Raw genomic sequence first — 13,843 nt, 5'->3', positions numbered from 1 at the left:
CCTGAACCGGCTGGCCGCTTGCGCGCGCCGGGGCCGGGTTTGCAGTCGAATGAAGTTTCATTCAGGAAATACTGTCCCTCAGGGCGATTCCCTCTGCAAGCATGCCATCTTCATATGAACTAGCGAACAATCCCCGCCACATTTGGGTAAACTAGCGCCTGCTTTCCGGTGCGGCGCTGCTTCCAGTGTCTGCCGGGGCAATCAACCAGAAAATTGCATGTCAGACAAAACAATAATGCTGCTTCACACCACCTCCTGGCCGCGCGAGGGACTCGTTTCCCGGCGCAGTTCCGCACGATCGACCTGGTGGCGTCGCCTCGCCGCTCCGGCGACCCTGGCGGGTCTGCTGGCGTTGGCCTTGCCGCAAGCTGCCCTGGCCTTTGATTTCAATACGGTGGCCGCCCGCGCCAAGGCGCTGGCCGGCAAGTCGTACAAGAAGCCCGCCGATGATCTGCCCAAGTCGCTCAAGGACCTGAGCTACGAGCAGGCCAGCCAGATCTACTTCCGCGATGACAAGTCGTACTGGCGCGCCCAGAAGCTGCCTTTCGAACTGTCCTTCATCCATCTGGGCGCGAGCTATACCGAGCCGGTCAAGATCAATGAAGTGGTCGGCGACGCCGTGCGCGAGATTCATTTCAATCCGGCGCTCTTCGATTACAGCGCCAACCGCAGCGTCGATCCGCGCACCCTGCGCAACATCGGCTTTGCCGGGTTCCGCATCCGCTTCCCGCTCAACTCGGCCAAGGTCAAGGATGACGTGCTGACCTTCCACGGAGCCAGCTACTTCCGCGCCATGGGCAAGGGGCAGAGCTATGGCCTCTCCGCGCGCGGGCTGGCCATCGATACCGCACTCTATTCGGGCGAGGAATTCCCGCGCTTCACCGAATTCTGGCTGGAGCGTCCCTCGGGCGAGGCCAAGGAACTGGTGATCTATGCGCTGCTGGATTCGCCGCGCGCTACCGGGGCTTATCGCTTCGTCCTCAAGCCCGGCGTGGATACCGCCATGGACGTCAAGGCCCAGCTCTACCTGCGCAGCAATGTCACCAAGCTGGGCATCGCCCCGCTGACCAGCATGTTCCTCTTCGGCGAGAACCAGCCGGGTCCGGCTGATGACTTCCGTCCGGAAGTGCATGATTCGGACGGCCTGTCGATGCAGTCGGGTACCGGCGAATGGCTCTGGCGTCCGCTGGTGAACCCCAAGCGCCTGCTGGTGACTTCGTTCTCCTTCGACAATCCGCAGGGCTTTGGCCTGATGCAGCGCGACCGCAATTTCTCGCACTACGAAGACCTGGACTACAACTACCAGTCGCGCCCCAGCGCCTGGGTCGAGCCCAAGGGCAAGTGGGGTTCGGGCCGCGTGGAGCTGGTGCAGATTCCCACGCCCGACGAGACCAACGACAACATCGTGGCCTACTGGATTCCCAACACGCTGCCCAAGCCGGGCCAGCCGCTGAACGTGGAATACCGCCTGTCCTGGCAGAAGGACAACGAGAAGCGTCCGCCACTGGCCTTCGTCACGCAGACCCTGTTCGGCCACGGCTACCGTCCCAAGCAGGAAGGCAAGCAGGATGAGGTGCAGCAGCTGGCGATCGACTTCGACGGCGGCAACCTCAAGAAGCTGCCCGCCAATGCGCGCGTGGAAGGCGTGGTCGAGGCCGATGCCAATGGCAAGCTGGCCAGCGTCACCACCCGCAAGAACGAAATGACCGGCGGCTGGCGCGTGGAAGTCAAGCTGCGCCGCCTGGAAGAAAACAAGCCCGTCGAGCTGCGCGGTTTCCTGCGCAATGCCAACGGCGGCACAACTTTGTCTGAAACGTGGAGCTACATATTACCCCCCAACTAAGGCAGACTTCGGCAGCCTCGCAGACGCTGGAGGATTACCTCGCGCGTCTGCCGCTGTCGCCTGAGCAACGCCAGGACCTGGCTGCGCGCGCGGGTGCAATCGGCTCCGGCGATCCGGTGGCCGACCTGCACCGCGTGCTGGCCGAGGCCTCCGGGCGCGATGCCAGCCTGGTACCGGCCGCAGCGCAAGCTTCGGTCGATGCGCGCCTGCGTCTCATGTATCCCGCCGCGCAACCGGCGGCCGTCCCTGCTGCCCAAGCGGCACAGGCGGTGCAGGGTGCGCCCGTTCCTCCCATTGGTGAAGAGCGCGGCCAGCCGCGCATTCCGGTCGGCCCGCCGATGCATCGCAAATCGATGGTGCCGCGCCCGTGGGGCGAACTCAATCCTTTCTCGCGCTGGGTGGAAGAGGAAAACCGCCGCCTGGAACGCCGTCCCAGCCGTTGGCGCCGCGCCCGCAAGGGCCGCGCCAAGGTGGCTGAAGCCGCACCGCCGGTGGATGACGAACCGCGCTACATCGAGGATCACCTGGACCAGTCCGAGGCCCCCGATCCCAAGGGGCACTGGCAGCATACGGGCAACATCCGCCGTATTACGCTGCTGGTGCTGATGGCGCTGCAGACCTCCATGGCCACCTATTTCATGAGCGACGTGCTGCCGTATCACGGCACCAAGCCGCTGGAGATGGTGGTGCTGTTCCTGTTCGGACTGCTGTTCCTGTGGGTCTCGGCCGGGTTCTGGACGGCCATGACCGGCTTCCTGCTCCTCATGCGCGGTGATGACAAGTACCTCATCTCGCACGAGAAGGCCGGCCATACCGAGATCGCGCCGGAGGCCCGCACGGCCATCGTCATGCCCATCTGCAACGAAGATGTGGCACGCGTCTTCGCCGGCCTGCGCGCGACTTACGAGTCGCTGGAACGCACCGGGCAGATCCAGCACTTCGATTTCTTCATCCTGAGCGACAGCGGCGAAGCCGACATCTGCGCCGCCGAAACTGCGGCATGGGACCGCCTCTGCCGCGAGACCGGCGGTTTCGGACGCATCTTCTATCGTCACCGCCGTCGCCGCGTCAAGCGCAAGAGCGGCAACCTGGACGACTTCTGCCGCCGCTGGGGGGCCGATTATCGCTACATGGTGGTGCTCGACGCCGACAGCGTCATGACCGGCGAATGCCTCACCAAGCTGACCCGCCTGATGGAAGCCCATCCGGGCGCGGGCATCATCCAGACCGCACCGCGCGCAGCCGGACGCGATACGCTGTATGCACGCATCCAGCAGTTCTCGACCCGCGTGTATGGCCCGCTGTTTACCGCGGGTCTGCATTACTGGCAGCTGGGCGAGTCGCACTTCTGGGGCCACAACGCCATCATCCGCCTGCAGCCCTTCATGAAGTACTGCGCGCTGGCGCCGCTGCCGGGCAAGGGCAACCTGTCCGGTCCGATCATGTCGCACGACTTCGTGGAGGCGTCGCTGATGCGTCGTGCAGGCTGGTCGGTGTGGATCGCCTATGACCTGGACGGCAGCTACGAAGAAATGCCGCCCAACCTGCTCGATGAACTCAGTCGGGACCGCCGCTGGTGCCAGGGCAACCTGATGAACTTCCGCCTGTTCCTGGCGCGCGGCATGCACGCGGTGCATCGCGCGGTGTTCGTCACCGGTGTGATGGCTTACGTGTCGGCACCGCTGTGGGGGCTGTTCCTGATCCTCTCCACGGTGCTGCTGGCAGCGCATACGCTGATCGATCCGCAGTATTTCACGGCACCGCGCCAGCTCTTCCCGATCTGGCCGGAATGGCATCCGGAGAAGGCACTGGCGCTGGTCTCGGCCACCGCCACCATCCTGTTCCTGCCCAAGATCCTGGCCGTGCTGCTGTTTGCGGTGAAGGGCGCGCGCGGCTTCGGCGGTGCGCTGGCGCTGTTCGTGAGCATGGTGATCGAGCTGCTGTTCTCGATGGCGCTGGCCCCGGTGCGCATGCTGTTCCATACCCGTTTCGTGCTGGGTGCCTTCCTCGGCTGGAACGCCGGCTGGAAGTCGCCGCCGCGTGCCGACAATGAAACCGGCTGGGGCGAGGCAGTACGCCGCCATGGCTGGCATTCGGTGCTGGGCGTGGCCTGGGGCGCGCTGGTGTACTGGCTCAATCCGTCCTTCATTTATTGGCTCATTCCGATTGCCGGTTCGCTGGCGGTATCGGTGCCTGTGTCGGTGTTGTCGTCGCGCGTGACGTATGGCCGTGGCTTCCGCCGTGCGGGTCTGTTCAAGATCCCTGAAGAGACCACGCCACCGTTCGAGCTGCGCGAAACCGTGCGCCATCATGAAGAGACCCCGCCGCTGCCGGGCTTCGTCGAGGCCGTGGTCGATCCGTCCTTCAATGCGCTGATGTGTGCCACCGCGCATGCGCATCCGCACGTACCGCAACTGACGCAGCATCTGCGCGAGAAGCTGGTGCGCACCGCGCTCAAGGACGGGCCGGACGCGCTGAACGACAAGCAGAAAAACAGCATCCTGGAAGAACCGGGCCTGCTGTCGCAACTGCACCAGGCGGTCTGGAGCGGTGCTGCCGAGGTCCATCCGGACTGGCATGCCGCGCGCCAGCAAGCGGCACCTGCCGCCGCCGTCGCATCACCGGCACTGGCCGCCTGAGGGGGCGGACCACGACCGGAACAGGGGACGGCCGAAGACATTCGGCCGTCATCTTTTGCAGGGATCATCACGCATTGTTGACCCTGACTTGATTTAACGCTTGCCGCCTGTGACATGACCGAGCCGCACGACCCACTCCCGCACGTAGTCCCGACCACCCATGCGCCTGCCCGGCAGAAGGCCTGGTGGAGCGCCGTCGCGTTGGTGCTGGTGCTGGGCGGCGGCTATGCGCTCTATGCGCGGCAGTCGCCGCCACCGGCACCGCCCAAGCCGATTCCGGTGAAGTTGGAGACGGTGGCCGTCGAACGTGCCGACCTGGAGCAGGTGGTCAACGCCACCGGCAATGTGGTGGCCCAGGATTATGTGGACGTCGGCTCCAAGGTCGCCGGCCAGATCTCGGATGTGGAAGTGGTGATCGGCGAGGCGGTCAAGGCCGGACGCCTGCTGGCCACCGTCGCGCCGGCCGTGCAGAACAGCCGCATCGAAAGCAACCGTGCCACGCTGGCACGACTGAAGGCCGAGCTGGCCGGGCAGAATGCGCAGCTGGACTTTGCGCAACTGCAGTTCCAGCGCCAGACCCAGCTCAAGGCCGAGAACGCCACCCGCGAAGAATCCTACGAATCCAGCCGCATGAACATGTATGCGGCGGCTTCCCGCGTGGACGCCACCAACGCCCAGATCCAGCAGACCGAAGCGGCCATTCGTGAAGATGAGGCCGTGCAGAAGCAGACCCGCATCGAGGCCCCGGTCAGCGGTACCATCGTCACCCTCAACGCGCGCCCCGGCCAGATGGTCAGCGCCAATCAGGAAGTGCTGATGCGCATCGCCGATCTTTCGCGCATGACGGTGCAGGTGCCGGTGTCGGAAGAGGACGTGACGCGCCTGCAAAAGGGCATGACCGCGTATTTCACTACCCCCGGCTATCCCGGCAAGCGCTGGAGCGGCAAGTTGCGCCAGATCATGCTGCTGCCCACCGATGACTCCGGTCGCCAGGGCAAGAAGGCGTATTACACCGTGCTCTTCGATGTGGCCAATCCCAGCCGCGAACTGATGAGCGGCATGAGTGCCGACGTGTATTTCGTGCTGGCGCGGGCGGAACACGTGCCGGCCATTCCGCGTTCGCTGGTGACCAAGCCCGGCATGGATGGCACCCAGACCGTCAAGGTGGTGCTGGCCGATGGCACGCTGGAAACGCGCAAGATCAAGATCGGCATTCGCGATGGCGAACGCGCTCAGGTGCTGTCCGGTCTGAAGGAGGGCGAGCAGGTACTGCTGCCGGCCAATCCGCCGGCACCGGCGGGCGATGGCAACGCCGCCGCCAAGTAATCGCGGGACGGGCGCGAGGCTTGCTGTAAAGTAACGGCTTCGCCGGGTGACCCGGTCCTCTCTGTTTTCATCTGTCGATGTTCAAGCCCATGACACTGCGTAATACACCGCTGCTGACGTCTTCTCCATGGCCCCGCATGACGCGGGTGGCGATGGCGGCCGCGCTGGTGCTGGCCATCGGCGGCTGCGTCACGCGTGAGGTGCAACCCGATCCCATCCTCGAAATGCAGGTGCCCGACAAATGGGGCGGCGGTGCTTCTGCCGACGTGGCGCACGCCGAGCAGTTGTGGCCCGATACCGACTGGTGGAAACAGTTTGGCAGTGGTGAATTGTCTTCCCTGGTGCAGGAAGGCCAGCGCAACAATTACGAAATCGCTGCCGCCTTCTCGCGCATCAAGCAGGCCGAGGCGCAAGCCCGCATCGCCGGTGCACCGCTGCTGCCCAATGTGAGCCTGAATGCCGGTGCCAACCGCGAGATGCCCATCTCCGGCGGCACGCCCACCAACAGCGCCAATGCCAGCCTGCAGGTCAGCTACGAAATCGATTTCTGGGGCAAGAACCGCGCGGGTGTCGAAGCCGCCGAAGCGACCTTGCGCGCCAATCGCTACGACCGGGAAACGGTCGCGCTGACGGTCACCAGCGGCATCGTTTCCACCTATCTGCAGGTGCTGTCGCTGCGTGACCGGCTGGAGATCGCACGCCAGAACGTCAACAATGCCGAGCGCGTGTTGCGTCTGGTGGAGGCGCAAAGCCGCGCCGGTTCGGCCTCGCCGCTGGACCTGGCGCGCCAGCGTTCGGCGCTGGCCAACCAGCGCCAGCTGATTCCCGATCTGCAACAGCAGGAGCAGGACGCGCAGACCGCGCTGGCCATCCTGCTGGGCCGTCCGCCGCAGAATTTCAAGGTCGAGGAAAAGGGCCTGGCGAAGATCCAGATGCCGCGTATTTCGGCGGGCCTGCCGTCGGAACTGCTGACGCGTCGCCCCGACATTCGCCGTGCCGAAGCCAATCTGGCGGCGGCCAATGCCAATGTGGCCGTGGCGCGGGCTTCGCTCTTCCCCAGCATCTCGCTGACCGGTTCCACCGGGGCGCAGAGCAATGCCTTGCTGTCGCTCTTCAATGGTCCGAATCTGTTCGCCAATCTCGGTACCAGCCTGATCGCGCCGATCTTCGACGGCGGCAACCTGCGCAACCAGCAGGCGCTGGCCGAGGCGCAGAAGGAAGAACTGGTGCAGGTGTATCGCCAGCGCGTGATTACCTCGCTGTCGGAAGTGGAAAAGGCCCTGGGGGCCATTCGCAGTCTGGAAGAGCGTTATCGCCTGAAGGTCAATGAGGTGGACCAGGCGCGCTTCGCCTTCGAGCTGGCGGAGATCCGCTATCGCGCCGGGGCCGAGGATCTGCTGGTGGTGCTCGATACCCAGCGCACCTTGTCGGAAGCGCAGAACCAGCTGGGCCAGATCAAGCTGCAGCGCCTGCAGGCGACCGTCTCGCTCTACAAGGCCCTGGGTGGCGGCTGGCAGGACAAGCAGGTGCCGGCGGAGCCCGGCGCTGCCAGCACCGACACCGTCTCCTGAATCCAGGCGCGGGTCAGCCCTGCGCCTGCCACTCCTGCACCAGCAGGTGCACCAGTTCCCCGACCGTATAGCCATCCCGGATGAGCGCCGCGCCCTGGCCAGCCCAGTGGGCGCCGAACTCGTGCACCTCCCTGGCGGTTGCCATGGCGTGCAACTGCTTGCCGGCGTCGTAGGCGGCGGGGTACGCAGGGATGGGGGTTGCAGGCGATATGTCGATTTCTTCCATGAAGCGGTTGACGATGCCCCGCGCGCGGCGGCCGGAGATGGCGGCGGTCACGCGCGTGTGCCGGGCACGTGAACTCTTGAGCAGATTTCTGTAGGCGGCGTTGGCACCCGATTCACGCGTGAGCAGGAAGGCCGTGCCCAGTTGCACCGCCTGCGCGCCCAGCCGCAGGGCTGCCGCAATGCCGGCACCATCCATGATGCCGCCGGCGGCGATCACCGGCAGCCGGCACTGCGTGGCCAGCAGGCGTACCAGGGCGAAGGTGCCGATTTCCTCATCCTTGTGTTCATCAAAGATGCCGCGATGGCCGCCGGCTTCAATACCCTGCGCGACGATGGCATCCAGTCCGGCTGCCTCGATCTGGCGCGCTTCGTCCAGATTGGTGGCGGTGGCCATCAGGAAGACACCCGCATTTTTCAGTGACTGGATGACGCCAGCGTCCGGTAATCCGAAGTGGAAACTGACCACGGCCGGGGGCAATTCCAGCACCAGTTGCTGCATCCCGGTATCGACGATGAAGCTTTGGTAGATCTCTTTCAGGGGCAGGCTGATGCTGCCGCCGAATTCGTCCAGATGGCCCTGCAGGTGCCTGACCCACGCGGCATCGCGGGCGGGATCCAGGACGGCCGGCTGGTGGCAGAAGAAATTGACGTTGAAGGGTTTGTCGGTGAGGGCATGCAATTGCGCCAGCGCCTCGCGCGCCTGCGCCACCGAAGAGGCCCCCAGCGCCAGCGAGCCCAGCGCACCGGCATTGGAGGCAGCCGCTGCCATGGTCACGGTGGAACTGCCCGCCATCGGGGCCTGGATGATGGGATGGGCCAGGCCCAGTCGTTGCAGCAGCGCGTTGGACATGCGAACTCCCGAAGCGCAGGCCGGCCCTCAACGGAGCCGGCTTGCCGAGGTGGATCAGACCGCCATGGGCGCGGTCAGCGGGGCGTGGTGCTGGTAGTTGACCAGCGAGAAGTCGGTCGGCTCGACCAGTTCCAGCCATTGGGGTGCGTACTCGCGGGTTCTTGCGAATTCCGGTACACGCTCGGCGATGGCCAGTTGCGGCAGCGGGTAGGGCTCGCGCGTCAACTGTTCCTTGACCATGTCGATATGGTTTTCGTAGATGTGCGCATCGCCCACGAAGTAGCTGAACCAGCGCGGCTTGTAGCCGGTCAGGCGCGCCACCAGGTGCAGCAGCGCCGCACCCTCGGCCAGGTTGAAGGGCGTGCCCAGACCGATGTCGTTGCTGCGCACGTACAGGCAGAGCGAGATCTCTCCCGTGCTCTGGTTGGGCAGGAACTGGTACAGCAGGTGGCAGGCGGGCAGGGCGATTTCGTCCAGCACCGCGCAGTTCCAGCCGTGGAACAGGATGCGGCGGCTGCCGGGATTCTTGACGATGGTATCCAGGCACTCGCGCAACTGGTCCACGGCCTTGTAGAGCAGGACTTTTTCCACACCGTTGTCCTGCAGCGAGGAGACGATGGCAAAGCCCTTGGCACGGGCCGCGTCGATCTGCGCGGTGTGCGCAGCGTCGATCAGCTTGTAGGCCGGCCATTCGCGCCACTGCACGCCATACACCGGGCCCAGGTCATCGGTGCCGGTGCGGAACGGATTGGCCAGCCAGTCGGCGTTTTCGTTGGCGTTCTGGTCCCAGACCTTGCAGCCCAGCGCGCGGAAATCGGCCGCGCTGCGCGTGGCGCGCAGGAAGCCGCACAGTTCGCCCACCACCGACTTGAAGGCCAGGCGCTTGGTGGTCACTGCCGGAAAACCCTTCTGCAGGTCGAAGCGCATCATGGCCCCGGGAATGCTCAGGGTGCGGATGCCGGTGCGGTTGTCTTGCCAGGAGCCGTTGGTCAGCACGTCCTGGATGAGGTCTTGGTATTGTTTCATTGCAATGTTCGGGAGGCTGGCCGGGAGGCCAAAGGATGGGGGATTGTAGCCTATCGACGGCCCGAACATCTGTTGCCACAAAAGCTTGTCATCGCAGCAATATGAAGAAAAACACCGGAGGCGGTCGCCCGCTCCGGTGTCATCAATGGGGCCGCGCCTGCCTCAGAATCCGACGTTCTGCCCGCCCTTGAGCTGCAGCATCGCGCGCGCCTCGTCAGGCGTCGCCACTTGCAAGGAAAGCGCCTCGATCACGGTGCGGATGCGGCGCACCTGGTCGGCATTGCTTTTGGCCAGCTGGCCGGGGCCATCCCAGAGTGAATCTTCCAGCCCCACGCGGGTATGCCCGCCCATGGCGGCGGCCATCGTGGCAATCGGGATCTGGCCACGCCCGGCACCCAGCACCGACCAGAAGTAGGCGTCGCCGAAGAGGCGGTCGGCGGTGCGCTTCATGTGCATCACGTCTTCGACATCGTTGCCGATGCCGCCGCGCAGGCCGAAGACCGACTGGATCAGGAAGGGCGGCTTGATCAGGCCGCGGTCGATGAAGTGCGCGGCCGTGTAGAGATGGCCGATGTCATAGCACTCGATCTCGAAGCGGGTCTGGTTGGCGCTGCAGGATTCGAGGATGTAGGCGATGTCCTTGAAGGTATTGCGGAAGATGCGGTCATCGGAGCCGGCCAGGTAGGGCTGTTCCCAGTCGTAGTTGAAATCCTTGAAGCGGTTCAGCATTTCATACAGGCCGAAGTTCATTGAGCCCATGTTCAGCGACGCCACTTCCGGCTTCAACTGCAAGGCCGGTTGCAGCCGCTCTTCCACCCCCATGGTCGGCGCGCCGCCCGTGGTGAGGTTGATGACCACGTTGGAGGCGGCCTTGATCTGCGGCAGGAATTTGCGGAAGGCGTCCGGATCCTGCGTCGGTTTGCCGTTCTGCGGATCGCGCGCATGCAGGTGCACGATGGCGGCACCAGCATCGGCCGCGGCCAGGGCTTCGTCGCGGATCTGCTCGGGCGTGACCGGCAGGTAGGGCGACATAGAGGGGGTATGAATGGCACCGGTAATGGCGCAGGTGATGATGACTTTGCGAGGCTGGGCCATGGGGCTAGCTCCTGAAAAGATGAAGGAAAAGGGAAGAAGGCCGTTGCGCCGGCTCAGGCCAGCGTTTCCACGTTGCCGCACACTGACAGGCTCTGGCCGCTGATGGCCGCGCCGGCGGGCGAGCAGAGGAAGAGGATCTGGTTGGCGATATCCTGGGCGCTGACCATGCGCCGCAGCGAGACCTTGGAAAGCAGCCGAGCGCGCATTTCTTCATGTTCGATGCCGTAGGCCGCTGCCTTGGCCGCCACGATGCGTTCCTGGCGCGGCCCTTCGACGATGCCGGGCAAGACGGCGTTGACGCGGATGTTGGACGGCCCCAGTTCGATGGCCCAGGTCTCGGTCAGGCCGATGACGCCATACTTGGAAGCCGAATAGGGCGTGCGCAGTGCAAAGCCCAGCCGGCCGGCGACCGAAGAGATGTTGATGATGGCCCCGCCGCCGTTCTGCTTGAGCATCGGCACCGCACGCCGGGTGCAGAGGAAGGGGCCGGTCAGGTTGATGGCGATGGTCTGGTCCCATTCGGCCGGAGCGATGTCTTCCACCGGCAGGGTGGGTCCGGCGATGCCGGCATTGTTGACCAGCACGTCCAGCCGTCCATCCCAGCGCGAGGCCAGGTCGGCGAACATGGCATCGACTTCCTCGGGCCTGGCCACGTCAGTGCGGCTGAAACTCACCGCCGCGCCTGCCAGGCGGGCACGGGCATCGGCCAGGAAAGCCTCATTGATATCGCAGACATGCACTTGAGCGCCTGCTTTGATGAACGTTTCTGTAATTGCGAGGCCGATGCCCTGGGCACCGGCGGTGACGATGACTTTCTGGTCCTGCAGATTCAGTTCCATGGGTTTGTCTCCTGAGGGGTTCATCCGGCCCGGATGCCAGCGCTGGCTGGTCTTGTCGTGGGGGGCGGTCGGGTGCGGACGACTGTAGTAGAGCCGGACCGGAGCGTCAACGACAGCATCCTGACCAGTGGCTACCGATGAAATCGGCCGATCCCGCCGCCAGAGCGCATGGGAAGCGGGCTGGCGCGCAGCGGCGACGAGGGTGGGACGCGGACAGGTGAACAGATTGCGCCGCAGGGAAAAACTTTCATCAATCCCCGGGGAAGGCAGGCGGGCAGGGCGTCGCTGCGGCGCTGCATCAAAATTCACGGGAGCGTGGCAGGCTGTTGGTACAATGCCCATTTTTCGCCACTTCCCCTCTTTCACACAGGCTTATGGATATCCTTCTGTTCCTGGTCGATTTCATCGTCCACATCGACCGTCACCTGGCCGAACTGGCCGTTTCCTATGGACCCTGGCTGTTCCTGATCCTGTTCCTGATCATCTTCTGCGAAACCGGCCTGGTGGTCACGCCCATCCTGCCGGGTGATTCGCTGCTGTTCGTCACCGGTGCACTGGCTGCTACCGGGGCGTATGACATCCACCTGATGCTGCTGACCCTGATCGTGGCCGCCATCCTGGGCGACAGCACCAACTACCAGATCGGCAAGATGCTGGGGATCAAGGTGTTCGACAAGCCGAACTCGCGCATCTTCAAGAAGGAATACCTGGAGAAGACCCATGCCTTCTTCGAGAAGCACGGCGGCAAGGCCATCATCATTGCTCGCTTCGCGCCCATCGTGCGCACCTTCGCGCCCTTCGTGGCGGGTGTGGGCGCGATGACCTATTCGCGCTTCTTCCTCTACAACGTCATCGGCGGCATCGCCTGGGTGGCCAGCTTCGGCTATGCCGGCTACTTCTTCGGCAACCTGCCCATCGTCAAGAAGAACCTGAGCCTGTTGATCGTGGCCATCGTGATCCTGTCGGTCCTGCCGGGCATCATCGAGTACTTCCGCCACAAGCGCCGTCCGGGCTGATTGCTCCACCGACGTCAAGGCAATGAAAAATGCCGGTCAGCGAAAAGCTGATCGGCATTTTTCATGGGCGGCGCTCTACATGCCGTTCGTCCTGAGTAGATCCGCCAGGATCGTATCGAAGGCTTGGCTACCTTGCGGCAGCCACGTCTTCGATACGCCGCCTTTGGCGGCTACTCAGTCCGAACGGTTGATGAGGCGCGCTTTATTCCTCTTTGCGGCCATATTGCACATCCGGCCGCAACGGCGTCTTGCTGGACGCCGCCCGCACGTATTGCGGCGGCCACGCCACGTCTTCGCGCAATTGCTGCGCGGCATGCAGTGGCCAGTAGGGATCGCGCAGCAGTTCGCGCGCCAGCAGCACCAGGTCGGCCTGGCCGGTGCGCAGCACGTGCTCGGCCTGGATCGCTTCGGTAATCATGCCGACCGTGCCGGTGGCGATCCCCGTTTCGTTTTTCACACGCGCGGCAAAGCCGGTCTGGTAGCCAGGACCGACAGGGATGGCCGCCGAGGGCAGGTTGCCGCCCGTAGAGACATCGACCAGATCGACACCCATGTCACGCAAGCGGGCCGAGAGCGCGACCGTGTCATCGGCATTCCAGCCGCCTTCGGTCCAGTCGGTGGCCGACAGGCGCACCAGCAGCGGCAGCTCGGCCGGCCAGACGGCGCGGGTGGCTTGCACCGTTTCCAGCAGGAAGCGGATACGGTTCTCGAAGCTGCCGCCATATTGGTCGGTTCGCTTGTTGCTCAGCGGCGAGAGGAACTGGTGACCCAGGTAGCCGTGCGCACCGTGCAGTTCGATCACCTTGAAGCCGGCAGCCAGCGCGCGACGGGCGGCGTCGGCAAAGGCCTGCACCAGCGAGGCGATCTCGGCCACCGTCAAGGCGTGCGGCTCGGTATAGGTCGTGTCGAAGGGCAGAGCCGAGGGTGCCTGTGGCAGCCAGCCACCTTCGGCCACCGGCACGCTGCCGGCCGGGCCATCCCAGGGGCGCAGGGCGCTCGCCTTGCGGCCGGCATGGGCCAGCTGGATGCCGGGGACGGCACCCTGCTGTTCGATGAAACGGGTAATGCGGCGCAGCGGCGCGATGTGCTCATCCTTCCAGATGCCGAGGTCGGCGCTGGTGATGCGGCCTTCCGGCACGACCGCGGTGGCCTCCATGATGACCAGGCCGGCTCCGCCCACGGCGCGGCTGCCCAGATGCACCAGGTGCCAGTCGTTGACGAAGCCGTCGTCGGCCGAGTACTGGCACATCGGCGAGACGGCGATGCGGTTGGGCAAGGTGACCCCGCGCAGGGTCAGCGGCGAAAACAATTGACTGCTCATGCAAGAACTCCTGTCATGTCGTGGCATCGGGACGATGCCGAGATGCGCAGTCTAGGGGATTTCCAAAAAGTGCGTCGGCGCCCCCCGCGTGT

General features: G+C 64.7%; 10 protein-coding genes. 5 read left to right on the top strand and 5 right to left on the bottom strand.

What is annotated here, in order from left to right:
- Positions 1-217: 217 nt before the first annotated feature.
- From E2K99_RS17855 to E2K99_RS17840, 4 genes are all read left to right on the top strand, one after another.
- Positions 218-1,843: a glucan biosynthesis protein G gene (locus E2K99_RS17855; protein WP_134223080.1), complete on the top strand. Its 1,626-nt coding sequence runs from the start codon at positions 218-220 to the stop codon at positions 1,841-1,843.
- Positions 1,816-4,482, top strand: a complete 2,667-nt coding sequence (gene mdoH, locus E2K99_RS17850; protein WP_134223079.1) for a glucans biosynthesis glucosyltransferase MdoH — start codon at positions 1,816-1,818, stop codon at positions 4,480-4,482. The genes E2K99_RS17855 and mdoH overlap by 28 nt, the downstream gene beginning before the upstream one ends.
- 114 nt (positions 4,483-4,596) lie before the next feature.
- A complete protein-coding gene (locus E2K99_RS17845; RefSeq protein ID WP_134223078.1) occupies positions 4,597-5,808 on the top strand; it encodes an efflux RND transporter periplasmic adaptor subunit in 1,212 nt (403 codons plus the stop codon).
- 89 nt (positions 5,809-5,897) lie between these two features.
- Positions 5,898-7,379, top strand: coding sequence for an efflux transporter outer membrane subunit (locus E2K99_RS17840; RefSeq protein ID WP_034330232.1), 1,482 nt, complete (start codon positions 5,898-5,900; stop codon positions 7,377-7,379).
- Positions 7,380-7,392: 13 nt separating this feature from the next.
- Here E2K99_RS17840 and E2K99_RS17835 read toward each other — a convergent pair whose 3' ends face one another.
- From E2K99_RS17835 to E2K99_RS17820, 4 genes are all read right to left on the bottom strand, one after another.
- Positions 7,393-8,454, bottom strand: a complete 1,062-nt coding sequence (locus tag E2K99_RS17835; RefSeq protein ID WP_134223077.1) for an NAD(P)H-dependent flavin oxidoreductase — start codon at positions 8,452-8,454, stop codon at positions 7,393-7,395.
- 54 nt (positions 8,455-8,508) lie between these two features.
- Positions 8,509-9,480, bottom strand: a complete 972-nt coding sequence (locus E2K99_RS17830; protein WP_034330222.1) for a thymidylate synthase — start codon at positions 9,478-9,480, stop codon at positions 8,509-8,511.
- A gap of 162 nt (positions 9,481-9,642) precedes the next feature.
- Positions 9,643-10,575, bottom strand: coding sequence for a 3,5-dioxohexanoate:acetyl-CoA acetone transferase (gene kce, locus E2K99_RS17825; protein WP_134223076.1), 933 nt, complete (start codon positions 10,573-10,575; stop codon positions 9,643-9,645).
- Between the two features lie 53 nt (positions 10,576-10,628).
- Positions 10,629-11,414, bottom strand: coding sequence for an SDR family oxidoreductase (locus E2K99_RS17820; RefSeq protein ID WP_134223075.1), 786 nt, complete (start codon positions 11,412-11,414; stop codon positions 10,629-10,631).
- A 374-nt stretch (positions 11,415-11,788) separates the two neighbouring features.
- On the opposite strand from E2K99_RS17820, the gene E2K99_RS17815 reads away from it, so the two are divergent.
- Positions 11,789-12,430 carry a DedA family protein gene (locus E2K99_RS17815; RefSeq protein ID WP_134223074.1) on the top strand — a complete coding sequence of 214 codons (642 nt, stop codon included), beginning with the start codon at positions 11,789-11,791 and terminating at the stop codon, positions 12,428-12,430.
- A gap of 202 nt (positions 12,431-12,632) precedes the next feature.
- Here E2K99_RS17815 and E2K99_RS17810 read toward each other — a convergent pair whose 3' ends face one another.
- The gene (locus E2K99_RS17810; protein ID WP_134223073.1) at positions 12,633-13,751 is read right to left on the bottom strand and encodes an NADH:flavin oxidoreductase/NADH oxidase; all 1,119 of its coding nucleotides are present in this window, start codon (positions 13,749-13,751) and stop codon (positions 12,633-12,635) included.
- Between the last annotated feature and the right edge of the window lie 92 nt (positions 13,752-13,843).

The organism is Herbaspirillum huttiense, assembly GCF_004367745.1.
Classification (GTDB): domain Bacteria; phylum Pseudomonadota; class Gammaproteobacteria; order Burkholderiales; family Burkholderiaceae_D; genus Herbaspirillum; species Herbaspirillum huttiense.
The sequence above is the reverse complement of the archived record's forward strand: the minus strand, read 5'-3'. Positions and strand labels throughout refer to the sequence as shown.